18 protein-coding genes and 1 other RNA gene are annotated in these 25,485 nt (G+C 73.3%); 11 read left to right on the top strand and 8 right to left on the bottom strand.

Translation table 11 applies throughout. The features are described from left to right. Positions 1-3: 3 nt before the first annotated feature. From ACWCV3_RS25090 to ACWCV3_RS25065, 6 genes are all read right to left on the bottom strand, one after another. Complete coding sequence (locus ACWCV3_RS25090) at positions 4-2,205, bottom strand: bifunctional glycosyltransferase/CDP-glycerol:glycerophosphate glycerophosphotransferase (RefSeq protein ID WP_451228315.1); 2,202 nt, start codon at positions 2,203-2,205, stop codon at positions 4-6. A 125-nt stretch (positions 2,206-2,330) separates the two neighbouring features. Continuing rightward, positions 2,331-4,523, bottom strand: coding sequence for a bifunctional glycosyltransferase/CDP-glycerol:glycerophosphate glycerophosphotransferase (locus ACWCV3_RS25085; protein WP_451228312.1), 2,193 nt, complete (start codon positions 4,521-4,523; stop codon positions 2,331-2,333). 140 nt (positions 4,524-4,663) lie between these two features. Further along, positions 4,664-5,581 carry a carbohydrate ABC transporter permease gene (locus tag ACWCV3_RS25080; RefSeq protein WP_451228310.1) on the bottom strand — a complete coding sequence of 306 codons (918 nt, stop codon included), beginning with the start codon at positions 5,579-5,581 and terminating at the stop codon, positions 4,664-4,666. Then, positions 5,578-6,921, bottom strand: a complete 1,344-nt coding sequence (locus tag ACWCV3_RS25075) for a carbohydrate ABC transporter permease (RefSeq protein ID WP_451228307.1) — start codon at positions 6,919-6,921, stop codon at positions 5,578-5,580. Before ACWCV3_RS25075 ends, ACWCV3_RS25080 begins: the two co-directional genes overlap by 4 nt. Before the next feature lie 7 nt (positions 6,922-6,928). Next, positions 6,929-8,308, bottom strand: coding sequence for an ABC transporter substrate-binding protein (locus ACWCV3_RS25070; protein WP_451228304.1), 1,380 nt, complete (start codon positions 8,306-8,308; stop codon positions 6,929-6,931). Positions 8,309-8,482: 174 nt separating this feature from the next. Further along, a complete protein-coding gene (locus ACWCV3_RS25065) occupies positions 8,483-11,668 on the bottom strand; it encodes an FHA domain-containing protein (RefSeq protein ID WP_451228301.1) in 3,186 nt (1,061 codons plus the stop codon). A gap of 375 nt (positions 11,669-12,043) precedes the next feature. On the opposite strand from ACWCV3_RS25065, the gene ACWCV3_RS25060 reads away from it, so the two are divergent. From ACWCV3_RS25060 to ACWCV3_RS25045, 4 genes are all read left to right on the top strand, one after another. Next, positions 12,044-13,753 carry a serine/threonine-protein kinase gene (locus tag ACWCV3_RS25060; RefSeq protein ID WP_451228298.1) on the top strand — a complete coding sequence of 570 codons (1,710 nt, stop codon included), beginning with the start codon at positions 12,044-12,046 and terminating at the stop codon, positions 13,751-13,753. A gap of 130 nt (positions 13,754-13,883) precedes the next feature. Continuing rightward, positions 13,884-15,104, top strand: coding sequence for a serine/threonine-protein kinase (locus ACWCV3_RS25055; protein ID WP_451228295.1), 1,221 nt, complete (start codon positions 13,884-13,886; stop codon positions 15,102-15,104). A 189-nt stretch (positions 15,105-15,293) separates the two neighbouring features. Further along, a complete protein-coding gene (prfB, locus tag ACWCV3_RS25050) occupies positions 15,294-16,400 on the top strand; it encodes a peptide chain release factor 2 (protein ID WP_451228293.1) in 1,107 nt (368 codons plus the stop codon). Between the two features lie 327 nt (positions 16,401-16,727). Then, positions 16,728-17,639 (top strand): LPXTG cell wall anchor domain-containing protein, encoded by a 912-nt coding sequence (locus tag ACWCV3_RS25045; RefSeq protein WP_451228290.1) that lies wholly within the window; start codon positions 16,728-16,730, stop codon positions 17,637-17,639. Positions 17,640-17,747: 108 nt separating this feature from the next. Here ACWCV3_RS25045 and ACWCV3_RS25040 read toward each other — a convergent pair whose 3' ends face one another. Then, positions 17,748-17,942 (bottom strand): hypothetical protein, encoded by a 195-nt coding sequence (locus ACWCV3_RS25040; RefSeq protein WP_451228287.1) that lies wholly within the window; start codon positions 17,940-17,942, stop codon positions 17,748-17,750. A gap of 249 nt (positions 17,943-18,191) precedes the next feature. On the opposite strand from ACWCV3_RS25040, the gene ftsE reads away from it, so the two are divergent. From ftsE to ssrA, 5 genes are all read left to right on the top strand, one after another. Next, positions 18,192-18,881: a cell division ATP-binding protein FtsE gene (gene ftsE, locus ACWCV3_RS25035; RefSeq protein WP_030810993.1), complete on the top strand. Its 690-nt coding sequence runs from the start codon at positions 18,192-18,194 to the stop codon at positions 18,879-18,881. A 23-nt stretch (positions 18,882-18,904) separates the two neighbouring features. Next, a complete protein-coding gene (ftsX, locus tag ACWCV3_RS25030) occupies positions 18,905-19,825 on the top strand; it encodes a permease-like cell division protein FtsX (RefSeq protein WP_030810990.1) in 921 nt (306 codons plus the stop codon). A 67-nt stretch (positions 19,826-19,892) separates the two neighbouring features. Continuing rightward, a complete protein-coding gene (locus tag ACWCV3_RS25025; RefSeq protein ID WP_451228282.1) occupies positions 19,893-21,098 on the top strand; it encodes a S41 family peptidase in 1,206 nt (401 codons plus the stop codon). A gap of 58 nt (positions 21,099-21,156) precedes the next feature. Beyond that, complete coding sequence (gene smpB, locus ACWCV3_RS25020) at positions 21,157-21,702, top strand: SsrA-binding protein SmpB (RefSeq protein WP_451228279.1); 546 nt, start codon at positions 21,157-21,159, stop codon at positions 21,700-21,702. Positions 21,703-21,811: 109 nt separating this feature from the next. Then, positions 21,812-22,180, top strand: a transfer-messenger RNA (tmRNA) gene (ssrA, locus tag ACWCV3_RS25015). Positions 22,181-22,255: 75 nt separating this feature from the next. On the opposite strand, the gene ACWCV3_RS25010 is transcribed toward ssrA, so the two are convergent. Continuing rightward, positions 22,256-23,440 carry an MFS transporter gene (locus tag ACWCV3_RS25010; RefSeq protein ID WP_451228276.1) on the bottom strand — a complete coding sequence of 395 codons (1,185 nt, stop codon included), beginning with the start codon at positions 23,438-23,440 and terminating at the stop codon, positions 22,256-22,258. An 85-nt stretch (positions 23,441-23,525) separates the two neighbouring features. Here ACWCV3_RS25010 and ACWCV3_RS25005 point away from each other — a divergent pair, with 85 nt between their 5' ends. Then, positions 23,526-24,491 carry a LysR family transcriptional regulator gene (locus ACWCV3_RS25005; RefSeq protein WP_451228273.1) on the top strand — a complete coding sequence of 322 codons (966 nt, stop codon included), beginning with the start codon at positions 23,526-23,528 and terminating at the stop codon, positions 24,489-24,491. A 272-nt stretch (positions 24,492-24,763) separates the two neighbouring features. After that, the coding region (locus tag ACWCV3_RS25000) for a hypothetical protein (RefSeq protein ID WP_451228270.1) at positions 24,764-25,485 on the top strand (722 nt) is incomplete at its 3' end.

Below are 25,485 nucleotides of genomic sequence, written 5' to 3'. Positions count from 1 at the left end.
GGATCAGCTCCTCACGAGGGACGCGGCGGCGGGGGCGGGCACACGCCCGGCGAGCGGCACCACCGGCGGCAGCGCCTCGGGCGGCTCCCCGAGCAGCACCCGGCGTACGACCCGCTCGGCCGCGCGGCCGTCGTCGAACTCGCAGAAGCGCTCCCGGAACACGGCCCGGCGCGCGGCGGACTCCTCGCCGCGGTACTCGCCCTCGCGGAACACCCGCGCCAGCTCCTGCGGGGTACGCGCCACCGGGCCCGGTGCCTCGGCCATCAGGTCGAAGTACACGCCCCGTGTCTCGCGGTAGACCTCCCAGTCGTCCGCGAACACCACGATCGGCCGGTCCAGGTTGGCGTAGTCGAACATGATCGAGGAGTAGTCCGTGATCAGCGCGTCCGCCGCCAGGCACACGTCCTCGGCCGAGCGGTGCGCGGTGACGTCGATGATCCGGTCCGAACTCCGGGCCGCTCCCCGGTCGTAGAAGTAGTGGGCGCGCAGCAGCACCACCACGTCCTCCCCGGCCGCCTCGCAGAACGCGGCCAGGTCCAGGCCCGGTTCGAAGCCGGTGGCGTGGTCGCGGTGGGTCGGCGCGTACAGCACCGCCGTGGCTCCCTCGGGGACGCCCAGCTCGCGGCGGACGCGGGCCACGTCGTCGGCGGTCGCCGTCACGTACACGTCGTTGCGCGGGTAGCCGTACTCCAGGTGCTCGTAGGAGCCGGGGAAGGCGCGCTCCCACATCTGCGTGGAGTGCCGGTTGGACGACAGGTTGAAGTCCCAGCGGTCCACCCGGCCCAGCAGCCTGGTGAAGCTGCCCGAGCGCGCGGCCACCACCGGGTGCGTCGACTGGTCCACGCCCATCTTCTTCAGCGGGGTGCCGTGCTGGGTCTGCAGATGGATGCTGCCGGAACGCTTGACGACACCCTCGGCGAAGTTGGCGTTGTTGATCAGGTACGTGGCGCGGGCCAGGACGTCCCAGTACCGGCGCGAGCCGATCACCGCGTACTCCACGCCCTCGGGGACGGTGTGCGCCTGGTCGGCCTCCACCAGGAACACCGAGCGGATGTGCGGGGCCAGTTCGCGGGCCTTGGCGTGGATCGCGGCCGGGTTGCAGGCGTACCCCCGGCCCCAGTAGGCGCAGTACACGGCCAGGTCGGGATCGAGCGGACGGCGCAGCGCGCGGGCGTAGCGGAGCCGGGTGCGCAGCATGCGCGGTTTCGGCAGCCGGCGCAGCGCCCCGGCGGCCACCCGGTTGACCCCGCGCAGCGCGCGGAACGCGGTGTACGCGCCCGCCGCCAGCAGCCGGTGCTGCACCCCGAGGCTCCCGCCGGGCACCCGGTACCCCGCCGGGCGGTGCCTGCGGTACAGCCGTCCCGCGCGGCGGAAGAACGCCCGGTGCCCCTCCGTGAGCCGCTCGGGGCGGGACGCGGTCTTCAGGACCTGGAGGAAGAGCTGTCCGAAGAGCTGTCCGGCCCGCTCCGCCGGGAGCGCGGACTCGGCCGCCCGGCACAGCACCAGGTCCACCTGGTCCAGCAGGTCGTGCTGGTGCGGTCCGGGCGTGTTGAGCCTGCTGCCCTGGCGCCGGACCCGGTGCCGTACGACCGCCCGGCGCAGCACCGCGATCCGTTCGGCGGCGACGCCGACCAGGCCGCCCCAGCCGAGGTCGGTGAAGTGCCCCTCGGGGAAGGCGAGTCCGTGTTCGGTGAGGAAGGAGCGCCGGTAGCAGGCGCTCCAGGCGGGGAAGCGGGCACCGGTGAGCCAGGGGGCCGCGCCGGGCGCGAAGGCGCCCTGGGGGGCCTTCGCCAGCAGCGGGCCGGCCGGGTCGGCGGCCTCGCCCTCCCACCAGGGCGCGCGCTCGTACCCGGTGTAGAGCACGTCGACGCCGGCGGTCTCGGTCAGCCGCCGGTCCAGGGCGGCGAGCGCGCCGGGCAGCAGCAGGTCGTCGCCGTCCAGGAACAGCACGTACCCGCCGCGCGCGGCCCGCAGCCCGGCGTTGCGCGCCCCGCTCAGTCCGGCCGAAGGCGGCGAGTTCACCGGGAGCACCCGCCGGTCGCGCTCGGCGTGTCCGGCGGCCACGGCGGCGGCCGGGGCGTCGGGTGAGTCGCAGACCGGGATCAGTTCCAGGTCGCCGAAGGACTGGTCGAGGACCGAGTCGAGGGCCTGCGACAGCCGGCCCGGGACCCCGTGGGAGGGGACGATGATGCTGAAGCGGGGCATGCTGTTCTTTCTGTCGTCTTGCGGACGCGGCCCGGCCGCCCGGCGGGGCGCCAGGTGGACGGCCGGGCCGGCGTGGGCCGCGTCGTGCCGAGGGGCATGGAGACTCCCGGAAGGTCCAACGGTGTTCAGCGGCCCTCGGTGACGGGGAGCGGGCCGGAAGGTTGCGGCACGGACGCCAGCGGCGCCCTGACCTGGCCCTCGGCCGCCGACCGCACCGGCCTGCGCGCACCGGGAGGCACCACCGGCTGCCCCAGCACCACATGGCGGACGACCCGCTCGCCCGCGTCGCCGTCGTCGTACGGGCAGAAGCGTTCGCGGAACGAGGCCCGCAGCCGGGCGGAGCGCACCCCGCGCCAGTGCCCGGAGACGAACACGTCCGCGACCTCCTCCTCGGTGCGGGCGAGCGGTCCCGGCGGGCAGGCGAGCAGGTCGAGGTAGGCGCCCCGGACCGTGCGGAAGGTGTCCCAGTCCCCGGTGTGCAGCACCACGGGGCGGTCCAGCCCCGCGTAGTCGAACATCAGCGGCGAGAAGTCGGTCAGCAGCGCGTCCGAGGCCAGGCACAGGGACGGCAGGTCGGGATGGGCGGAGACGTCGAGCAGCCGGGCGCCCGCCCCCGCGGCCGGCTCGCCGAGCGGGGCGCGGGTGAGCAGGGTGAACCGGGGGCCCATGAGGCCGAGCAGCCGGCCGGGGTCCAGCGGCGGGGTCTGGGTGCGCCGGTGGTCGCGGCGCGCGGGCACGTACAGCACGGCGACCGTCCCCTCCGGCACGCCGAGACGGGCGCGCAGCCGGGTCACCTCGTCCGAAGTGGCGTGCTGGAAGGCGTCGTTGCGCGGACTGCCGTACTCCAGTGTGGTGTAGCCGCCGGGGTGGGCGCGCTCCCAGGTCAGGGTGGAGTGCCGGTTGCCGGAGAGGACGTAGTCCCACTGGTCGACCTCGCGCAGTTGCCCGGCGAAGTCCGTGCCGGGGGCGGCCGCCGGACGTTCCCGGAGGTCGAGGCCGGTGTGACCGAGCGGGGTGCCCTGCCGGGTCTGCACGAACACCTGGCCCGGGCGCTTGACGAGGCCCGGCCCGAAGCCGGCGTTGTGCACGAGGTATTTGGAGCGGGCCAGCGCGGTGAAGTGGGCGGCGGTGCCGGGGCGGCCGAGCCAGGCGGTGCGGATGTGCGGGGCGTGCGCGCGGAACGCGGCCTCCAGGGCGCTCGGGTCGCAGCCGCGGTCGGGGGCCGCGGTGGCGGCGAAGAGGGCGTGGTCGGCGCGCAGGGGGAGCATCCGCTGCACCCGGTAGTGCAGCCGCAGCAGGGCCGCGCGCAGCCTCCGCGTCCCGCGTGCGGCCGAGGCGCGGGTGCGGCGGCGGAGCGCGGCGGCGAGGCGCAGGGTGCGGAAGGCGCGGTGCATGCCGTGCCGGACCAGGGCACGACGAAGGCCGGGGGGTGCCGGGGTGCCGGGGGCGCGGTGGCGGCGGCAGTGGGCGCGGGCCCGGCGCAGGAACGCCGGGTGGCTGCCGCGCGGCAGGCGGTCCCGCCGGGTGGCGACCGTGGTGAGGTGATCGACCATGCGGGCGTACAGCTCAGGTCGCCAGCACTCCAGTTCGGGTCTCCCGGCCAGGTACGCGAAGACCCGGTCGTACTGGTCGAACACGTCGAAGTGGCGGAGGCTGGTGGTGCGCAGGATGCTGCCCCCGCGGCGCTGGCGGTAGTGCACGCAGACCCGGTCCAGCGTGGCGATCGACCCGGCCGCCATCAGCACCGGGAAGGTCCAGGGGGTGTCCTCGTAGTAGCCGGGCGGGAACCGGAAGCCCTCGCGGGCGACGAACTCCCTGCGGTACGCCTTGTTCCACGCCACCATCAGCACCCGCAGCAGCCCCGGCCGGCCGGCCAGGGTGAAGGGGGCCGGGCCGTCCTCGGTGAGACGGTCCGCCAGCCGGTTGCGCAGGGTCGTGCCGTCCCAGTGGGTGCGGGCGTAGTCGAAGACCAGCACGTCCGGCCCGCCGGTCGCCGCGAGACGGTCCGCCACCGCGCGCAGGGAGTGCGGGGTGAGGGTGTCGTCGCCGTCGAGGAAGAGCAGGTAGTCACCGCGCGCCTCGTCGATCCCGGCGTTGCGGGCGGGGCCGAGGCCCGCGTTCTCCGGGAGGTGCACGGCCCGCACACGGGGGTCGCGGGCCGCGTACTCGTCGATGATCGCGCCGCAGCCGTCCGGCGAGCGGTCGTCCACCGCGATCAGCTCGAAGTCCGGATACGACTGCGCGAGCACCGAGTCCAGGCACTCGGCGAGGTACGCCTGGACCTGGTACGCGGGGACGATGACGCTGAACCTGGGCAAGGCACATCCATGGGTCGGTCGGCGCGGGCCTTCAGCCCGGCAACGGCCGCCCGGGGACGTTGGTTACGGCCCCTACGGCATACGGGGGACGCCCGGGGGAACCGTGCGGTATCCCCCGGGCAACACCTTTGCGGAACCGGTTACTTGACCGCCCCCGCCATCACCCCGGACACGAACTGCCGCTGGAAGGCGAAGAACACGGCCAGCGGGATCACCATCGACAGGAACGCGCCGGGCGCGAGCACGTCGATGTTGTTCCCGAACTGCCGTACCTGGGTCTGGAGCGCCACCGTGATCGGCTGGGAGCCGGACTTGGTGAACACCAGCGCCACCAGCATGTCGTTCCACACCCACAGGAACTGGAAGATGCCGAGGCTCGCGATGGCGGGCGCGGCGAGCGGCATCACCACCCGCGCGAACAAACGGAGTTCGCCCGCGCCGTCCAGCCGGGCCGCCTCCAGCAGCTCGCGCGGGATCTCCGCGAAGAAGTTCCGCAGCAGGAACACCGCGAACGGCAGCCCGAACCCGATGTGGAACAGCACCACGCCCAGGATCGAGCCGAACAGCCCGACGGTGCCGAAGAGTTCGGCGATCGGGATGAGCGCCACCTGCACCGGCACCACCAGCAGCGCGACCACGCCGAGGAACCACCAGTCGCGGCCGGGGAACTCCATCCACGCGAACGCGTAGGCGGCCAGCGAACCGATCACCACCACGCCCAACGTCGCCGGGACCGTGATCAGCACGGTGTTGACGAGGGAGTGGGTGATGTCGCCGTTCTCCAGCAGCTTGCCGTAGCTCTCGAAGGTCAGCTTCGACGGCTCGGTGAACACCGTCCACCAGCCGCTCGCGTTCATGTCGTCCGGCGAGCGCAGCGAGGAGACCAGCAGCCCGATCGTCGGCACCAGCCAGAACAGGGCCACCACGACCAGGACGAACCGCACCAGGCCGCCGCCCAGCCCCTGGACCAGCCGGGCGCCCAGTGAACGCCGGCCTCCCGCGGCGTCCCCGGCGGGAAGCTCGCGCACCCGCCCCGCGCTCTCCGTGTGCGTGCTCATCGCCGGCCCTCCCGCCGCAGCCTGCGGATGTTGAACAGCATCACCGGGATCACCAGCAGCAGCAGGAACACCGCGATGGCGCTGGCCACACCGGGCCGCCCCTCGGAGAAGCCCTTGCGGTACAGCTCCAGCGCCAGCACGTTCGCGTCGTCCTGGGACGAGCCCGGCGCGATGATGTAGACGAGGTCGAACACCTTCAGCACGTTGATCATCAGCGTGACGGTGACGACCGCGAGCACCGGTGCGAGCAGCGGCACGGTCACCTTGCGGAACACCTGCCATTCAGTGGCACCGTCCACCCTCGCCTGTTCCAGCAGTTCCCTCGGCACCCCGGCGAGGCCCGCCGCGATCAGCACCATGGCGAAGCCCGCCCACATCCAGACGTAGGAGCCGATGATCGCCGGGGTCACCAGGGCCGGGCCGAGCCAGTCGACGCCGTTGTAGGCCTCCTTGAAGTTGGCGGCGGGCAGCCGCAGCCGGGCCCCGTCCGCCGAGGCGGGCAGGGTGAAGGTGCCGTCCCCGGCGGCCTTCGCCGAGGCCACGACCTGGCCGTCCTTCACGGCCTCGATCCGCATCCCGGCGTACCCGCGCTCGGACGCATCCGGGGCACCGAGCTTCCCGACGCCCTTGCCGCGGGTGAAGTCCTGCCAGACCGTGCCGGTGACCTTCCCCGGCTCCGGCCGGGCGGCGACGGCCCGCTTCGCGTCGTCCGGGAACTGGTCCGGGGCCACGCCGACCATGGGCAGCGCGACCGGGGTGCCCGCCTTCACCGGGTCCTTGGTGACGAAGGCGCCACCCTGTCCGGCCAGGGGCGACTCACGGCCCGGGTGCGCCTTGGGGAACGCCGACGACTGGGCGAAGGAGTCGTGCACCCCGACCCACACCGCGTTGGCGACACCCTTGTCCGGGTCCTGGTCGTACACCAGCCGGAAGATGATCCCGGCGGCCAGCATCGAGATCGCCATCGGCATGAAGACGACCAGCTTGAACGCCGTTCCCCAGCGCACCCGTTCGGTCAGCACGGCGAAGACCAGGCCGAGCGCGGTGGAGACGGTGGGCGCGAACACCACCCAGATCACGTTGTTCTTGAGCGCGGTGCGGATGCCGTCGTCCGTGAACAGCGCCCGGTAGTTGTCCAGTCCGGCGAACCGGCCGCCCGAGGAGTCGTAGAGACTGCGGACCAGCGAGTACCCGATCGGGTACAGCACGAGCGCGCCGAGCAGCACCAGGGCCGGCAGCAGGAAGAGTGCCGCCACCACCTTGCGCGTCCCGGTCACGCTCCTGCGGCTCTTCGGCGCGGCCGGGCCCGGAGGGGCCCCGGCCGCCGCTGCCGATGCCATGACCGGATCAGCCCCCGTTCCCGTACGCGGCCGCCGCGTCCTTCTCCAGCCTCGCCTGGGTGCCCGCGACGTCCTTCGGGTTCTTCAGGAAGTCCTGGAGGTCCTTCCACTCGCCCTTGCCGGGCGTGCCGCCGAACGCCTGGGGCGCCTGGTCGGACATGTCGAAGCGGAAGTCGTCCCCGGACTTGACGAGCGCCTTGGCGATGGTGCGCTGGGTCTCGTTCGGGTAGGCCGAGTCCGGCACGTTCTTGTTCGGCGACAGATAGCCGCCGAGCCTGGCCTGAACCGTCGCCGCGTCCGGGGACGCCAGGAAGGTCGCCAGCGCCTGGGCGCCCTTGGAGTCCTTCAGGATCACCGCCGCGTCACCGCCGGAGACCACCGGCGCGGTCGAGCCGACCGACGGGAAGGGGAAGACCTTGGCGTCCGCGCCCACCTTCGCCTTGGTCTCACCGATGTTGACCTGAGCGAAGTCGCCCTCGTAGACCATCGCGGCCTTCGGCTGGTCGCCGCCGGTGAAGGTCTGGGTCACCGAGGCCGGGAACTCGGTCTGCAGCGCGCCGTCCGCGCCGCCCGCCACGTAGTCCTTCTTGCCCCAGATCTGGGCGAGCGTGGTGAGCGCCCGCTTCACCGAGGGGTCGGTCCACTTGATCTCGTGCTTGGCGAGCTGGTCGTACTTCTCCGGCCCCGCCTGGGAGAGGTAGACGTTCTCGAACCAGTCGGTCAGCGTCCAGCCGTCCGCGCCGCCCACCGAGAAGGGGGTGACACCGGAGTCGTACACCGCCTGCGCGGCGGTCAGCAGCTCGGCCCAGGTCTTCGGCTCCTTGGCGCCCGCGTTCTCGAAGACGGGCGCGTTGTACCAGATCAGCGACTTGTTGGCGGCCTTGTAGTAGACGCCGTACGGCTTGCCGTCGACCTTGCCGATGTCCTGCCAGCCCTGCGAGTAGTTCTTCGACAGCTCCTTCACGGCGTCCGGGCCGAGCGGCTTGGCCCACTTCTTCTCGACCGCCTGCTTGATCGCGCCCGGCTGCGGCAGCAGCGCCACGTCCGGCGGCTGCCCTCCCGCGATCTTGGAACCGAGGAAGTTGATGATCGGGTCCTGCGCGGGCACGAACGTCACCTTCGCGCCCGTGCGCTTCTCGAACTCCGCCAGCACCTTCTTGAAGTTCGCCTGCTCGGTGCCGGTCCAGACGGCGGCGACCTCGAGTTCCGTGCCGTTCAGCTTCGGCAGGGTGACCGTGGAACCGGTGGCTCCGCCGCCCCCCTCGTCGGTGTCCTTCGTCCCGCCGTCACCGCCGGAGCAGGCGGTGAGCGCGAGGGCTCCCGCCAGCAGCGCGGCGACGGCGGCGCCGGCCCGGTGTCCTCGAATGGTGTCGCTCGGCTCGCGCATCACTTCCCCGTTCGTCGTTCCGCGTTGAACGCCTGAACTCTGCGTGTGCGCTCCGGTGTACGCCGGGCCGCCCCGGTGCGGCAAGAGCACCGGCACGGTCCGGACACGCATCGTGACCGGCTCGTGATCATCGGGGTATGCGCATCCGGGAGGAGGAATTCCGGCGCCGTGCGCTCAGAGCAGCGAGGGCACCTGACCGGCCGACACCTGACGGGCCGCCCGCTCCACCGCGCTCGCCAGCAGGGCCAGGTCGGTGGGGCCGTTGCCCAGCTCGCGCACCGGGCGCCGGGTGGGAGGGTCGCCCATCCGCTGCCAGTCGAGCGGCAGCACGGTCGGCCGCTGGGTCGCGGTGCGCGGGATGCGGCCCGTCACCCGGCCGCCCTGCATCCCGGTGACCCGGCCGTCCGGGTACGCCAGCATCCCGCGGCCCGGAGCCGGTTCGCCCTCCGCGCCCCGCTCGGCGGGACTCGCACCGCGTCCGCCCGAGGGCGCGTCCAGCGTCACCCGCAGGGTGGCCCGCCGCACCGGTTCCGTCTCCGCCGCGCGGCCGCCCGTGCCGGACACGGTCACCAGGTGCACGCCGAGCCGCTCGCCCTCGCGGGCCACCGCCTCCAGTGCCCGCACCACCGACCCGGCGGCGGGCCGGCCCGGCGAGCCGAGCGCGGGGGAGACCAGGGCGTCCAGGTCGTCCACCACGACCACCAGCCGGGGCAGCGGGGGCGCCGCCTCGGTGCGCCGCCGGGCGGCGCCGGGCCGCAGCCGCAGCGTGGAGGTGGGAGGCGTCTCCAGGTCACCGTCGCCCTGGACGCGGCCGCCGGGGCCGCGCTGGGCGACCATCCGGCCGGACACCTCGTGCGCGGTGTGCCAGTGCGCGAAGTCGGTCAGCCCGACCAGCTCCGCCCGGCGCTTCAGCTCCGCGCTCAGCGACTGGGCGAACTCCCGCATGCGCACCGGGTCGTTGGCGATCAGGTGAGTGGTCACATGCGGTATGTCGGTACACGACCGCAGCCCCTCGCCGGCCCCGGCGGCGGTGCCGACGCCGTCCCGGCCGTCGATCAGCACCATGCCGAGCCGGTCCGGTCGCTCGGCGGCGGCCAGTGAGGCCACCACCGACCGCAGCAGCTCCGTACGGCCGCTGCCGGGCGGGCCCTCGACGAGCAGGTGCGGACCGTCGGCCACCAGATCGGCGGTGACCGGACCACGAGGACCGGCGCCCAGCACCGCGCGGGCCCGGCCGCCCAGCGACTCGGCGTCGTCGGCCGCGTCCGCCCAGCGGGCCATCAGCGAGGCCGGGGTGGCACGGGCCAGCCCCAGTTCGTCCAGCAGCCGGGCCGACAGCGGCAGCGGCACCGCCACGCGCGTGTCCCGGTCGCCGCCCGGGGCGTCCGGGCGCAGCGGGGCCAGCGCCCTCGCGAACCGCTCGGCCCAGGCGGGCGACACCGCGTCCACGGCGGCGAGGGTGCCCGGTCCCACCGGGCCGGTCGGCGCCACCCGCATCAGCCGCAGCGCGGTCGCCACGTCCCCGCTGAGCAGCGCCACCGCGCCGCACTCGCGGAAGGTGGGCGTCACCGCGCAGGCCGCCTCGTAGGTCTGCGCCAGCGGTGAGACGGGGGAGGCGGGGGCGGTCTCGGCCAGGCACACCACGTGCACCCCGGCACGCGGCCCGCCCACCGCCAGCCGCGCCACGTCCTCCCGCAGCGCCGAGCCACCGGGGTCGCCGTCCACCACGACCACCGTGTAAGGCCCCCGATGCCCGGCCGGGCCGGGCCGGAAGGAGGAGGGGTCGGTGAGGGACTCGACGCGGCGCAGCAGCTCGCCGGTGCGGGCCGCGGCCTGTTCGCGGTCGTAGGCCAGCAGCAGCCGGCAGTCCTGGCCGTGGCCCGGCCGGACGTGCGGCAGCCAGCCGAGCCAGGACCACTCGGCGGTGCGCTCCTCCACCGGGCGGGCGCGGTCCGCACTGATCAGCACGATCTCCAGCAGGTCCGGCGAGTGCAGCGCGGCCAGCTGCGCCAGTACCGCGCGGGCCAGCCCCGCGAGCCGGGGGCGCGGACCGGCCAGGCCCAGGGAGCCCGCCTCGCGCAGCGCGGCCGTCACCGGCACCGCGGGCAGCGCCGAGCCGTCCGGTGCGGTCCGGTCGGCGGTGCCGAGCCGCACGGCCAGCGCCTCGTGGTGTCCCGGACCCCGCTCCCAGAGCCTCGGTCCCGGGCCGAGCGCCGTCAGCAGCAGCGCGGCCGGGTCCGGCCAGGTCTCCGGGCGACGGAACGTCCCGGACGGCGCCACGGGTGCCACTTCGGCGTACGGCGCCTCCTCGGCGGCGGGGTGCTCGCCCCGGCCGCCGGCCAGCCTGCGTGCCCAGGCGCCGATGCCCCGGCGGCGGACGGGTAGGTCGGTGTCCTGAAGGGGGGTGCCCCTGCGGGTGGGGGAGTCCAGCTCGTCGGGGTGGACGTCGTCCGGGCGGAGGCCGGTGCGGGTGTCGTGCTCCCGGTACCCGCTTGCGGGGTGGCCGGGGGCCCGGCTCTCGATCCGGGGCGCCCGGCCCTGCTCGGGTACGGCGGTCCGCTCCGCGCGCTCGGCGCCGATCCGTGCGGCGGTGCCGAAGGCGTGCCCGGTCGGCCCGGCCGGGCCGACCGGCGCGGTCGCGGCCGGGGCTCTGCCGGGGGTCTCCCAGGGGCGGGCCTCCGGGTCCTCCCCGAGAGGCACCCGGACGCAGCCCTCGCCGTCCGCCGCCGTGCGCACCCGGGCCGCGGGTCCTCCCGACGGGGTCACCCTGAGCGCGGACTCACCCAGGCGCAGCAGGCCGCCCGGCGGAAAACGCAGCGGGCGGCCGGTGACGCGGGCGCCGTCCAGCGTGGTGCCGTTGGTGGAGTCGAGGTCGGCGACCGAGACCCGGCCCTCGGCGGTGACCGTGACCGCGCAGTGCAGGCGGGACACGTCGGGGTCGTCCAGGGGGACGTCGGCGTCGGCGGAGCGGCCCACGGTTATCCGGCCGCCGTGCAGCAGATGGACCCCGCCCGCGTCCGGGCCCGCGACCACGTGGAGCTGGGTCGGGGCGTCGTCCAGCTCGGGATGCGGCTCCGGGGCCGCCGGGATGCCCAGCGACAGCACCGCGCCGTCGACCAGCGGGGGCTCGCCGACGGTGTGCCGGCGCGGGTCCAGGCGGTCGGTACCCGCGTACAGCACCACGGGAGCGCCGCCGTCCCGGCCGGCCCCGCTCTCGCCGGTGACCGCCGAGGCCAGCGCGGGCGCCACCGCCGCCAGCTCGGTGCCGGTGGGCGCGGTGACCAGCACGTCGCGCGTCGCGGCGCCGCCCCGCCCCGGGGACGCGCCCTGCGGATCTACGACGGTCAGCCGGATCTGCATCGCCGTCAGCGGTCCCTTCCGCCCGGCCGCGGAGGTCCCCCACTCCGCACGGGCACGTAGGCCAGTACTGCACGCATCCTCGCACCTGTCGCGGCCCGCCCGCCCGCGTCCCGGTGCGAAGTGATCTTGATTGGTCAGCTCTGCCCCCAAAAGTGCCTGACCGGTGACGCGGCGGCGATCACTTGAGATCGGTCACGTGCCGGAGACCGGCAACCCGCGGACCGAGGTGAGCGTCTTTCCATCGAACACGGACGAACGCGGACCGGAAACCGCGCGTAGTACTCAGGAGGCGGCCCACGGAGGGGCCACTACAGTGGTCGGAACGCCGGAACACCCCGGCGGCAATCAGCGAGCAAGCAGCAGGGAGCGCGTGACGTGCGGCCAGTCGGCAGCAAGTACCTGCTCGAGGAGCCGCTCGGACGCGGCGCCACGGGCACCGTCTGGCGCGCCCGCCAGCGGGAGACGGCGGGCGCCGAGGCGGCCGTGGCGGGACAGCCCGGCGAGACGGTCGCCATCAAGGTCCTCAAGGAGGAGCTGGCGAGCGACCCGGACATCGTGATGCGCTTCCTGCGCGAGCGCTCCGTACTGCTCCGGCTCACCCACCCCAACATCGTCCGGGTCCGCGACCTGGTCGTCGAGGGTGATCTGCTGGCGCTCGTCATGGACCTCGTCGAGGGCCCCGACCTGCACCGCTACCTGCGGGAGAACGGCCCCTTCTCGCCCGTGGCCGCCTCCCTGCTCACCGCCCAGGTCGCCGACGCGCTCGCCGCCAGCCACGCCGACGGCGTCGTCCACCGCGACCTGAAGCCCGCCAACGTGCTGCTGCGCCAGTACGACGGCCGGATGCACCCGATGCTGACCGACTTCGGCATCGCCCGGCTGGCCGACTCGCCCGGCCTGACCCGCACCCACGAGTTCGTCGGCACTCCGGCCTACGTCGCCCCGGAGTCCGCCGAGGGCCGCCCGCAGACCTCCGCCGTCGACGTCTACGGCGCCGGCATCCTGCTCTACGAGCTGGTCACCGGCCGGCCGCCGTTCTCCGGCGCCACCGCCCTGGAGGTGCTGCACCAGCACCTCAGCGCCGAGCCGCGCCGTCCCTCCACCATCCCCGACCCGCTGTGGACGGTGATAGAGCGCTGCCTGCGCAAGAACCCGGAGCAGCGGCCCGGCGCCGAGAACCTCGCCCGCGCCCTGCGCGTGGTCGCCGAGGGCGTCGGGGTGCACGCCGACCCGGCGCAGATCGCCGCGGCCGAGGGCGTCGCCGCCCTCCTCGCGCCCGACCCCGCCCCGGCCCCCGTGCCGGACGTGCCCGGCGCCCCCGACGCCAGTGCCGCCACCCAGGTACTGCCTCCGAACACCGCGCAGGCGGCCTACGACCCCAACGCGGCCACCAGCTTCCTGCCGCACACCTCCGGCCCGCAGGGCGCCGCCGACCCGACCACCGTCCTCCCGAGCACCGGTGCAGCCGACCCCACCACGGTCATGCCCCCGGTGCCCCCGGGCCGGCACGACCCGCAGGACCCCTACGGGCAGAACCAGCACAGCGCCCAGAACCCGGACCAGCCGCATCCCTGGCAGACCCAGCTCCGCGCGGCCCGCGACCGCAACGAGCAGACCCAGGTCCAGTACCTCGACCCGGACGAGGACCCGCTGCGCCGCCGCCCCCAGCGGCAGGCCGCCCGCCCGCAGCACCAGCCCCAGCAGCCCCGTCAGCAGCAGCCGCAGCAGCGCCCGGCGCCCCGGCGCTCGACCCCGCAGCCGCAGCAGTACTCCCCGCCGCCGCAGCCCCAGCGGTACGCCCCGCAGCCCCAGCGGTACGCCCCGGAGCCGCAGCGACCCGCGCGTGAGCCCCGGCCGCCCCGGCAGCGCAGCGCCAACCCGATGAAGATCCCTGGTCTGGGCTGTCTCAAGGGCTGCCTCTTCACGCTTCTCATCCTGGTCGTGGCGAGCTGGCTGATCTGGGAGCTGACTCCGCTGCACACCTGGGTCGGCCAGGGCAAGGGCTACTGGGACCAGGTGAGCGACTGGGCCGGCTCCGTCGCCGACTGGTTCAAGAGCCTGGACAGTTCCGCCGGCGGCAACTGAGGGCCGCCCGCGGAGCCGGCTCTGTGGATTTGTCGACACCCAGCGGGTGATTTCCGGCTCCGCGGTGAAGGCGGGGCCGGCGGGCGCGTAGTTTTGTCGACCGGGGCAACACGCGTCTGTGGGAGCAGTCTTGGCACGGAAGATCGGCAGCCGGTACACCGCCAACCAGATCCTGGGGCGGGGCAGCGCCGGGACAGTGTGGCTGGGTGAGGGACCGGACGGGCCCGTCGCCATCAAGATGCTGCGCGAGGACCTCGCCTCCGACCAGGAGCTGGTCGGCCGCTTCGTGCAGGAGCGGACCGCGCTGCTGGGCCTGGAGCACCCGCACATCGTGACCGTGCGGGACCTGGTGGTGGACGGCAACGACCTCGCCCTCGTCATGGACATCGTGCGCGGCACCGATCTGCGTACCCGCCTGGAGCGCGAGCGCCGTCTCGCACCGGAGGCCGCCGTGGCGATCGTCGCCGACGTCGCGGACGGCCTCGCCGCCGCGCACGCGGCCGGTGTCGTCCACCGGGACGTCAAGCCCGAGAACATCCTCCTCGACATGCGCGGCCCGCTCGGCCCCGGCGGCGCCCACCCGGCGCTGCTCACCGACTTCGGCGTGGCCAAGCTCATCGACTCGCCCCGGCGCACCCGCGCCACGAAGATCATCGGCACACCCGACTACCTCGCCCCCGAGATCGTCGAGGGACTGCCCCCGCGCGCGGCCGTCGACATCTACGCTCTCGCCACCGTGCTGTACGAGCTGCTCGCCGGATTCACGCCCTTCGGCGGCGGGCACCCCGGCGCGGTGCTGCGGCGGCACGTCACCGAGACCGTCGTCCCGCTGCCCGGCATCCCCGAGGAGCTGTGGCAGCTCATCGTGCAGTGCCTCGCCAAGGGACCCGCCTCCCGGCTGCGGGCCTCCGAACTCGCCGCCCGCCTGCGCGAACAGCTCCCCACCCTCGAGGGCATCCCTCCGCTGGAGGTCGACGAGCCCGACCCCGAGGCCGCCCCGGAGGAGACCCCGGCCCCCGTCCCCGCCGGCGAACCGGTCCGCCGCCGAGGCGCCGTCTCCCTCGTCCCCGGCACCAAACCCGACTCCAACCGTGACACCCACACCTCCATGCGCGTACCGGCCCCCGACGAGCTGGCCGGCGGCGCCCACGGAACGGCTCGCGCCCCGCGTCCTGCCGGAGCCCCCCGCCCCGGCTCGGCCCGCCACAGGGCGGCGGCCCGGCGGCGCAGAATCACGCTGACCGTGGCGGGAGTCCTGCTGGCGGCAGCGGTCGGAGCGGGCGCGTGGGCGGCCACGAGCGACGGGGACGAGGCGCCCGCTCCGGCGCAGAGCGGCACTTCTGCACCGTGAGCGCGGGGACCGTCCGGCCCAGGTCAGGCACGTCGCGCCCGTCCGGCGCCCGAGGACGGGGCCCCTTGGGGCCGGCGGCGGGGGCCGGGGGCCGCGGCAGCCCCTGATACGCCGCGGGTGACACCCCGCACCGTCGTGGGCCCGACCGTCGGCGACCTACCGCAGCGGCGGAGCCGTTACGCTGGGGGCGTGGCAGTCGTCGATGTATCCGAAGAGCTGAAGTCCCTCTCCTCGACCATGGAGTCGATCGAGGCCGTCCTGGACCTCGACAGGATGAGGGCAGACATCGCCGTGCTCGAGGAGCAGGCGGCCGCGCCGTCCCTCTGGGACAACCCGGACGAGGCGCAGAAGATCACCAGCAAGCTCTCCCACCTCCAGGCCGAGGTCAGGAAGGCCGAGGGGCTGCGCGGCCGGATCGACGATCTCGCCGTGCTCTTCGAGATGGCCGAGGAGGAGGACGACCCGGACACCCGCGCCGAGGCCGAGTCCGAGCTGACCGCGGTGAAGAAGGCGCTGGACGAGATGGAGGTCCGTACCCTCCTCTCCGGCGAGTACGACTCCCGCGAGGCGCTGGTCAACATCCGCGCCGAGGCGGGCGGCGTCGACGCCGCCGACTTCGCCGAGCAGCTCCAGCGCATGTACCTCCGCTGGGCGGAGCGGCACGGCTACAAGACGGAGATCTACGAGACGTCGTACGCCGAGGAGGCCGGCATCAAGTCGACCACCTTCGCCGTCCAGATCCCGTACGCCTACGGCACGCTCTCCGTCGAGCAGGGCACGCACCGCCTGGTGCGCATCTCACCCTTCGACAACCAGGGCCGCCGGCAGACCTCCTTCGCGGGCGTCGAGGTGCTCCCGGTCGTGGAGCAGACCGACCACGTCGAGATCGACGAGTCGGACCTGCGTGTCGACGTGTACCGCTCCTCGGGTCCCGGCGGCCAGGGCGTGAACACGACGGACTCCGCCGTCCGCCTCACGCACCTCCCCACCGGCATCGTGGTCTCCTGCCAGAACGAGCGCTCGCAGATCCAGAACAAGGCCACCGCCATGAACGTGCTGCAGGCCAAGCTGCTGGAGCGCCAGCGGCAGGAGGAGCGCGCCAAGATGGACGCCCTCAAGGGCGACGGCGGCAGCTCCTGGGGCAACCAGATGCGGTCGTACGTCCTGCACCCCTACCAGATGGTCAAGGACCTGCGCACCGAGTTCGAGGTTGGCAACCCGCAGTCCGTGCTCGACGGCGAGATCGACGGCTTCCTGGAGGCCGGGATTCGCTGGCGCAAGCAGCAGGAGAAGTAAGTTTGTCGACATGACAACCTCTGACAACTGCCGCCCAGCGGGCGGCAGTTGTTTTATGTGTGGGCATTAGGTCACAGTCGGATCAACCAACTCCCGCCAAACGCGCCCCTCCCAGGACATTGCGCCCGCAACGGCCTTGACCTTGCTTAAAAAAATGGGAAAGGTGAGGCGCGGCATGCGTATCCGTGGGGCGCATGTGAACCGGGGGAACGGGAGAGTGCCAGGTGCCGGCCGAGAGCCGGCGCCGGTGTCGTCAGCTGCCTCCGTCGAGCACGGCCCGCCCCATGCGCCGCCACATCGACAACAGCTACTGGGGGTAGCAACCATATGACGAACAAGACGCGTGTCCGCGTCGCACGCATAGCCGCCGGCGCCGTGATGGCCGCCGGCGCCTCGCTGATGGTGGCCGGCGTGGCCTCCGCCGACCCGGGTCAGCCCGAGCCCGACCCGACCTGCGGTGTCCTTGTCGCCTGCACCGACCCGGACCCCGGCACGGACGGTGGCACCGAGGGCGGTACCGAGGGCACCACCGGCGGTGACACCACCGGCGGTGACACCACCGGCGGTGACACCATCGGCGGTGTCATCGGTGGCGTGATCGGGGGCGGCGACTCCTCCGGCGGTGACACCACGGGTGGCGACACGACGGGCGGTGACACCACGGGCGGTGACACGACCGGTGGTGACACGACCGGTGGCGACACCACGGGCGGTGACACGACCGGTGGCGACACCACGGGTGGCGACACGACGGGTGGCGACACCACGGGCGGTGACACGACCGGTGGTGACACCACGGGCGGCTCCACCACGGGCGGCTCCACCACGGGCGGTGACACGACCGGCGGTGGCTCGACCACCGGCGGCTCCACCGGCGGGTCCTCCACCACGGGCGGTTCCACCTCCGGTGGGTCCACCACGGGCGGCGATGACTCCACCGGCGGCACGACCGGCGGGTCCGCCACGGGCGGAAGCGGCACCTCCGGTGACGCCGGTCCCGGCACCATCCCCGACGGCGGCAACGACAACGTCTCCCAGGAGGAGGGCACCTCCGCCCTCACCGACACCGGCTCGGACACCGCTCCGCAGCAGACCGGCAACGGCAAGCAGCTTGCCGAGACCGGTGCGGGGGAGACCATGTTCCTGCTGGTCGGCGCCGCGACGATGATCGCGGGCGGTGTCGCCTTCCGTGTCCTGCCGCGCCTGGCGGGCAACCGCGGCGGCGGTGCGGCCGCCTGAGGGTAGCCGAAAGGTCACTTCGCGCAACCTCGGCGGAGTGGGGAAAGGGCCCGGAGCATCCGCTCCGGGCCCTTTCCCGCGTCAGGGAGACCGTCCCTGGGAGATGACCTAGACGGTCTGGTGCGCGAGCAGCGCCGTCAGCGCGATCAGCGCAATCATCAGTGCGACCAGCGCCGCCGGGCTCACTCCGCCAAGGAACCCCGCCTGCTGCTGGAGCCGCTCACGACTCGCCCGGCACACCGGGCAGCGCCCCTCGCTCACGGGCGCCGCGCAGTTCGCGCACACCAACCGGTCGTACGTCATGCGCTCGCCCTCCTCGTGCCAGGCCCTCGACCCCGTACAACGCCGACGGGAACGAGAACGTTCCCTCTCCACTCTGCCAGGTTCCCCCCGAAAGGGCGCGGTCGCTCCGGAAAAGCGGGGGAGAGCCGCCCGGCCGAACGCCCCGTACAAAAACGCACAAGTCTCTCCCAACGCGACCGGGCCCTGCGTAGGCACTCCCGGTTCGCGTATGGTCACGCTCATCATCCCCCGGCGACCCGTGGTGCATCCGTGATCCGATTCGACAGTGTCTCCAAGGTCTACCCCAAGCAGACCCGCCCCGCCCTCAGGGAGGTGTCCCTGGAAGTGGAGAAGGGCGAGTTCGTCTTCCTCGTGGGGTCGTCCGGCTCCGGCAAGTCGACCTTCCTCCGGCTGGTGCTCCGCGAGGAGCGGTGCAGCCACGGCCAGGTGCACGTCCTCGGCAAGGACCTCGCCCGGCTGTCCAACTGGAAGGTGCCGCAGATGCGCCGCCAGCTCGGGACGGTCTTCCAGGACTTCCGCCTGCTGCCCAACAAGACGGTCGCGGAGAACGTGGCCTTCGCGCAGGAGGTCATCGGCAAGTCCCGCGGCGAGATCCGCAAGTCCGTGCCCCAGGTGCTCGACCTCGTCGGGCTCGGCGGCAAGGAGGACCGCATGCCGGGCGAGCTGTCCGGCGGTGAGCAGCAACGCGTCGCCATCGCGCGGGCGTTCGTCAACCGCCCCAAGCTGCTGATCGCCGACGAGCCCACCGGCAACCTCGACCCGCAGACCTCCGTCGGCATCATGAAGCTGCTCGACCGCATCAACCGGACGGGCACCACCGTCATCATGGCGACGCACGACCAGAACATCGTGGACCAGATGCGCAAGCGCGTCATCGAGCTGGAGAAGGGCCGCCTCGTGCGCGACCAGGCCCGCGGCGTCTACGGCTACCAGCACTAAGCGGAAAGGCTTGACCAGACGCCATGCGCGCCCAGTTCGTCATGTCGGAGATCGGTGTCGGCCTCCGACGCAACCTGACGATGACCTTCGCCGTCATCGTCTCCGTCGCCCTGTCCCTGGCCCTCTTCGGCGGCTCCCTGATGATGAGCGACCAGGTGAGCACCATGAAGGGCTACTGGTACGACAAGGTCAACGTCTCGATCTTCCTCTGCAACAAGAGCGACGCCCAGTCGGACGTCAACTGCGCCAAGGGCGCGGCCACCGAGGACCAGAAGAAGCAGATCCAGGCGGACCTCGGCAAGATGTCCTCCATCGTGGAGAAGGTGACCTACGAGTCGCAGGACACCGCCTACAAGCACTACAAGGAGCAGTTCGGCAACTCCCCGCTGGCCAGCTCGCTGACGCCGGACCAGATGCAGGAGTCGTACCGGATCAAGCTCAAGGACCCGCAGAAGTACCAGGTGATCGCCACCGCGTTCAACGGGCGGGCCGGTGTGCAGTCGGTGCAGGACCAGCGGAGCATCCTCGACAACCTCTTCCAGCTGCTCAACCTGATGAACCGGGCCGCGCTGTTCCTGATGGCGCTGATGCTGTTCGTCGCGCTGCTGCTGATCGTCAACACCGTGCGGGTGTCCGCGTTCAGCCGCCGCCGGGAGACCGGGATCATGCGGCTGGTCGGCGCCTCCGGGTTCTACATCCAGGCGCCGTTCATCATGGAGGCCGCGGTCGCCGGGCTGATCGGCGGCAGCCTCGCGTGCGTCTTCCTGGTGCTGGGCCGGTACTTCACCATCGACCACGGCATGGCCCTGTCCAGCAAGCTGACCCTCATCAACTTCATCGGCTGGGACTCGGTGTTGACCAAGCTGCCGCTGATCCTCGCGACGAGCGTGCTGATGCCTTCGCTGGCGGCGTTCTTCGCGTTGCGCAAGTACCTGAAGGTGTGACACATGCCAAGAGGGCCGTACAGACATCCGTCTGTACGGCCCTTCGTGTTGTCCTAGACTCACCGCCATGTCAGGCAACGACCTGTTCCGCCAGCCCCGCCGCAAACGCCGCGGGGCCGCCCTGACACTGGTGTTCGCCGGAGTGCTGACCGCGGGGGCCGTCACGGGCTCCCTGCCGGACACCGCGCAGGCCCGCCGCATGGACACCGACGCCCCTTCCGCCGAGGGGAGCCGGGCCACCGGGAAGCCCCGCCCCGAGGACGTGCGCCGGGCCGCCGCCGAGGCGATGGCGAAGGGCGAGTCGCCCACCGAGGCCGCCGAGCAGGCCGTCAGCCGCAGCGGAGACCGCTGGGCCGCCGTCTACTCCGAGGACGAGTACGCCGAGTTCCGCGACTCCCTGGACGGCGAGTACACCGGCGTCGGGTTGTGGGCGAAGCGCGGCCGCGACGGGCGGGTCACCGTGAGCCGCGTACGGTCCCACTCGCCCGCCGCCGACGCCGGCATCCGCGAGGGCGACCGGCTGCGCAGCGTCGACGGGCGCGGCGTGGACGGGCGGCCGGTCACCGAGGTGGTCTCCCTGCTGCGCGGCGACGCCGAGGACGCCTCCGCCGGCACCCCGGTCACCGTCGGCATCCAGCGCGGCGCCGACTCCTGGTCCCGGACCCTGCACCGGGCCCGGCTCTCCACCGACCCGGTGACCGTCACCGATCCGTTCGCCGGGGTCGTCGTGGTCCGGGTGTCCGCCTTCACCAAGGGCTCCGCCAGGGCCGTGCGGGACGCCGTGCGGCGCGCTCCGGCCCGCAGCGGGGTCGTGCTCGACCTGCGCGGCAACTCCGGCGGCCTGGTCACCGAGGCCGTCGCCACCGCCTCCTGCTTCCTCGACGGCGGCCTGGTCGCCACCTACGACGTGGACGGCGCCCAGCGCGCCCTGCACGCCTCCTCCGGCGGGGACACCGCCCGCCCGCTGGTCACCCTGGTCGACGGCGGCACGATGAGCGCCGCCGAACTGCTCACCGGCGCCCTCCAGGACCGGGGCCGGGCCGTGGTGATCGGCTCGCGCACCTTCGGCAAGGGGTCGGTCCAGATGCCGACCGCCCTGCCGGACGGCTCGGTGGCCGAACTGACCGTCGGCCACTACCGCACTCCCTCCGGCCACGCCGTCGACGGCCGGGGCATCACCCCGGACCTGGAGCCGGGCCCGAGCGCCCTCAAGCGCGCGGAAACGGTCCTCACCGGCCTGGGCGACCCCCGACAGCCCCTGAGCGACCCCTGATCCCGCCCCTAATCCGCTTCCCTCCGCCCCCCTCCATGGTGCGAAAATGGGCGGCACTATGAGCAAGGGAATGTACGTACCGAAGGAGTCCCAGCCCAAGCAGGCGGCCTCCGCCAAGGGCAAGGTCAAGGACGGCAAGCGCAAGCTCGTCGCCCAGAACAAGAAGGCCCGGCACGACTACGCGATCATCGACACCTACGAGGCCGGGATCGTGCTGTCCGGCACCGAGGTGAAGTCGCTGCGCCAGGGCCGCGCCTCGCTGGCCGACGGGTTCGTCCAGATCGACGGGAACGAGGCGTGGCTGCACAACGCCCACATCCCCGAGTACAGCCAGGGCACCTGGACCAACCACGCCGTGCGCCGCAAGCGCAAGCTGCTGCTGCACCGCGAGGAGATCGACAAGCTGGAGGCGAAGTCCCAGGAGACGGGCCACACCATCGTCCCCCTCGCCCTGTACTTCAAGGACGGCCGGGCCAAGGCGGAGATCGCGTTGGCACGCGGCAAGAAGGAGTACGACAAGCGGCAGACCCTGCGCGAGAAGCAGGACCGGCGCGAGTCGGACCGGGCCATCGCGGCCGCCAAGCGCAAGCAGCGCGGCGTCTGACCGGGCCCGCGGGAATAAGCTGGCACACTCCCGCGTTGGTCACGTACGATGGCACAGCACTCCATCGAGGGTGCGCCGCCTCCTGCGGGGGGCATTGAAAAAACAACATGGGGATGATCGGTTTCGACAGCGGATGTCGAAGCAGGGGAAGCGTGTCGAGGAAGCGGCAATGATCTCGTAAACCATATGTCGCAAAAAATAATCGCCAACACCAAGCGCGATTCCTTCGCCCTCGCTGCCTAAGTAGCGACTTGCGAAGTGTCAGCCCGGGGCTGTTCCCGACCCGGATCCTGGCATCAGCTAGGGAACTAAACCTTGATCCCGGTCACGGGGTGAAGAGGGAAACCAAACAGTGACTGAGCCCGTCGGAGACTTGTCCGCGTGATCTCCGGGGCCGAGAAAATCGAAGCGGACTGCACACGGAGAAGCCCTGTTTCTGCACCGGTGGACGCGGGTTCGATTCCCGCCATCTCCACGATCGGGAGGCCCTCGGGCCTCCGGAACCCATGTGGGCGAAGGCCCCGTCGCGTCGAGCGGCGGGGCCTTCGTCTTTTCACCGGGTGCCGCGCAGCGCACGGTGGAACAGACAGGACGTCAACGCCGCCAGCGCCGGTATCGCGTAGGCCGCGCCCGCGCCGAGGTGGTCCGCCGCCCAGCCGCCGCAGGCCGAGCCGCAGGCGATGCCGGTGAGCAGAGCGGTCACGACCAGGCTCATGCCCTCGTTGAGCCGGCCCTCCGGGGTGCGCTCCTGGACCAGGATCATCGCCGTGACCATGGTCGGCGCGGTCGCCGTGCCCGCCACCAGGAGGGCACCCGCCAGCACCCACAGCGAGCCGGTGGTGGCCGCGAGCCAGGGCAGCGTCATCAGCGCGGCCATCGCGGCCAGGCACCGCCCGAGGCGCCGCGCGGCGGGACGAGGGGGCAGCGCCCCGTACAGCAGGCCCGCCGCGCACGATCCCGCCGCCTGGAGCGCGAGCACGACCCCGGCCAGCGCACGCTGCCCCTGGGCGTCGGCGTACGCCACCGTGACGACCTCCATCGACCCGAACACCGCCCCGGTCGCGGTGAAGCACACCAGCAGGGCCCGGACGCCGGGGGCACGCAGCGGGGACGGCGCCCTGGTGCGTGGGCTCGGCGGGGGCTCGGTCGCGCGCTGCGCGGTGAACAGCAGCATTCCGGCCGCGAGCAGCGCCGCCCCGGCGAGGGTGCCCGCCTCAGGGAAGAAGGTGCCGGTCAGGAAGGACGCCAGGGCCGGGCCCAGCATGAAGCACAGCTCGTCGGCGGCCTGCTCGAAGGAGTTCGCGGTGTGCCGGGCTCCCGGATCGTCGCGCAGCAGGTGCGCCCAGCGGGCGCGGGACAGTCCGCCGATGTTGGGCGTGGCCGCCGAGAAGGCGTACGCGGCGAACAGCGTCCAGTCGGGGGCGTCGTAGCGCACGCACAGCAGCAGGGCGAGGGCGCCGAGCACCGCCACCAGGGTCGCGGGCCGGGCCACCATGGCCTGCCCGTACCGGTCGACCAGGCGGGCCAGCCGGGGTCCCGCGAGCCCGCTCGCCACCAGCCCGGTCGCGCTCACCGCACCGGCCAGGGCGTACGAGCCGCGGGCACCGGCGATCATCACCACCGCGCTCACCCCGGCCATCCCCACCGGGAGGCGGGCGAGCAGGTTGCCGGTGGTGAAGGCGACGGTGCCGGGGCGGGTGAAGAGCCGGCGGTAGGCCGGTGCGGTAGGCGTGGACATGCCGCTCACGCTCTCCCGTGCGCCCGGCACCGGTCCAACACCTGTTCCGCCCCGATTCACGCATCCGCGTTGTAAGTTCGCTGCCATGCCTCCCGCGATCGACCCCCGGCTGCTGCGCGCTTTCGTGGCCGTCGCCGAGGAACTGCACTTCACCCGCGCCGCCGCCCGGCTCTACGTCGCCCAGCAGGCGCTCAGCCGGGACGTACGGCGACTCGAACGGGAGCTGAGCGCCGAGCTGTTCGTCCGTACCACCCGGCAGGTGACGCTCACCGCGGACGGCGAGCGCCTGCTCCCGCACGCCCGGCGGGTGCTCGCCGCCCAGGACGACCTCCTCGCCGCCTTCGGCACCGCTCGCCCGCTGCTGGTCGACGTCAACTCCGAAGGCCCCCTGACCGCCCACCGGGTGCTGCTCCGGGCCCGCGAACTCGCCGTCGGGCACGAGCTGCTGGCCCGCTACGAGCGCGGGCTCACCGGAGCTGCGGCCGCGCTGCTCGCCGGGCGGCTGGACGCCTCCTTCGGCCGCTACGCCGGTCTGGACCCGGCACTGCGCTCCGGCCTCGCCCAGCAACCCGTGCGCTACGAGCAGATGGCGGTGCTGCTGCCCGAGGACCACCCGTTGGCCAAACTGCCCGAGGTGCCGCTCGGGGCGCTCGCCGGAGAGACGGTGTACGCCGGCGCGGGCCACCCCGGCACGCGGGAGTGGACCGAGCTCGCACGTCAGCTCTTCGAGGGACGCGGCATCCGGCTGGCATCACCCCATCCGGTGGTTCTCGGGGCCGAGGAGTTCACCCGGGTGATGGCGGCGACGCGGATGCCGGTGCTCGCGGTGGTGGATTTTCCGGCCATGCCGGGCGCGGAGCTGCGGCCGCTGGTCGATCCGGTTCCGCTTTCGCCCGTCTCGCTGGTGTGGCGGAAGGGGCTGGTCCATCCCGCGCTGGACGCGCTGAAGGCGGCGTCGGCCGAACTGGCGCGTGCCGAGAGATGGCTGTCGCCCCCGGACGACCGATGGATTCCGGCCACGGATTTCGAGGTGATGAGCCGTGCCTTCTGACACTCCGCGCACACGGGAACTCACCTTGCGCTACATTTTTCGGACCCGAGCACTGGGGTAGAGGGGGGCGCTCGGACCGGGTGGGGGCCTGGTCCGGACGACGTGTGCTCGGGGTCGCCGGCGCTCCCCGGAACAGTCCCGTGGGGGGATGCGCGCACATGGATCAGTGGCGGGAAGAACGCCGACCGGAATGGCCCGACGTGGCCTCGGCGGCACGATACATGCAGGTGACAGGGGGTTCAACCCAGTCTTTCCCGGAAACCGGAACCGTCGTGGAGGCCGAGCTGGCGCCACCGCACGGGGGCCGGCCGGGCGCGGGACGCGCCGCGTTCCCGCGCGTCGTACGCCCGTCCGACGCGGGGGTGTCCGCGGCGACGGAGATACTCCGGGGCGGTCCGGCCGCCCTCGCCGGGGCCGACGCCACAGCGCTGCTCCCGCGCCTGGGGACCCCGCGCACGGCGGCCGAGTTCCGCCCCTCCGGCACCGACCGGACGGCGCCGCTGCCCGCCCGGTCCGCCCCGGGAGCCCACGACCCGCACGAGGTGACCGTCCAGCTCGACTCCGTCCGGGCCGCCGGCCCCGAGCCCGCCGGTGCCTCGGACCGCCCGGTGTTCGTGGACGAGTCAGGCCGCCGCAGCCGTACCTTCCGCCGCCTCGGCCTGCTGGTCGCCGGGCTCTGCGCGGGGTACGCCGCCGTCATCGGTGTCACCCTGCTCTCCGGCAGCTCCGACGCGCCCTGGCTGCCGGTGCCGCAGAGGGAGGACGAGCCCGCGAGCCGGGTCGACTCATCGCCCGCGCCCAGCGCCTCGGCCCCGGCCGCGCCCGGAGGCGGCTCCCGCACCGGTACCGGCAGCGCCGAGGAACCGTCGGCGCCGGGCACCGCGCCGGCCACCGTCGCCGCCGTACCCGTACCGGTACGGCGAAGCCCGGCCGCCTCCGGCACCACGGCGGCCCGGCCGCCCGCGGCGGCGAGCCCGACGCCGCGGCGGTCGGC

This window comes from Streptomyces sp. NPDC001781, from assembly GCF_053596035.1.
This window is presented reverse-complemented; position numbering and strand designations above follow the sequence as displayed.

Excerpts from the sequence above, each read along its gene's own strand:
- ACWCV3_RS25005 (WP_451228273.1), top strand. The coding sequence starts at position 23,526 with ATGCCTCCCGCGATCGACCCCCGGCTGCTGCGCGCTTTCGTGGCCGTC.
- ACWCV3_RS25070 (WP_451228304.1), bottom strand. The coding sequence starts at position 8,308 with ATGCGCGAGCCGAGCGACACCATTCGAGGACACCGGGCCGGCGCCGCC.
- ACWCV3_RS25065 (WP_451228301.1), bottom strand. The coding sequence starts at position 11,668 with ATGCAGATCCGGCTGACCGTCGTAGATCCGCAGGGCGCGTCCCCGGGG.
- ACWCV3_RS25040 (WP_451228287.1), bottom strand. The coding sequence starts at position 17,942 with ATGACGTACGACCGGTTGGTGTGCGCGAACTGCGCGGCGCCCGTGAGC.
- ACWCV3_RS25025 (WP_451228282.1), top strand. The coding sequence starts at position 19,893 with ATGTCAGGCAACGACCTGTTCCGCCAGCCCCGCCGCAAACGCCGCGGG.
- ftsX (WP_030810990.1), top strand. The coding sequence starts at position 18,905 with ATGCGCGCCCAGTTCGTCATGTCGGAGATCGGTGTCGGCCTCCGACGC.
- ACWCV3_RS25010 (WP_451228276.1), bottom strand. The coding sequence starts at position 23,440 with ATGTCCACGCCTACCGCACCGGCCTACCGCCGGCTCTTCACCCGCCCC.
- ACWCV3_RS25075 (WP_451228307.1), bottom strand. The coding sequence starts at position 6,921 with ATGGCATCGGCAGCGGCGGCCGGGGCCCCTCCGGGCCCGGCCGCGCCG.
- ACWCV3_RS25080 (WP_451228310.1), bottom strand. The coding sequence starts at position 5,581 with ATGAGCACGCACACGGAGAGCGCGGGGCGGGTGCGCGAGCTTCCCGCC.
- ACWCV3_RS25090 (WP_451228315.1), bottom strand. The coding sequence starts at position 2,205 with ATGCCCCGCTTCAGCATCATCGTCCCCTCCCACGGGGTCCCGGGCCGG.
- ACWCV3_RS25045 (WP_451228290.1), top strand. The coding sequence starts at position 16,728 with ATGACGAACAAGACGCGTGTCCGCGTCGCACGCATAGCCGCCGGCGCC.
- smpB (WP_451228279.1), top strand. The coding sequence starts at position 21,157 with ATGAGCAAGGGAATGTACGTACCGAAGGAGTCCCAGCCCAAGCAGGCG.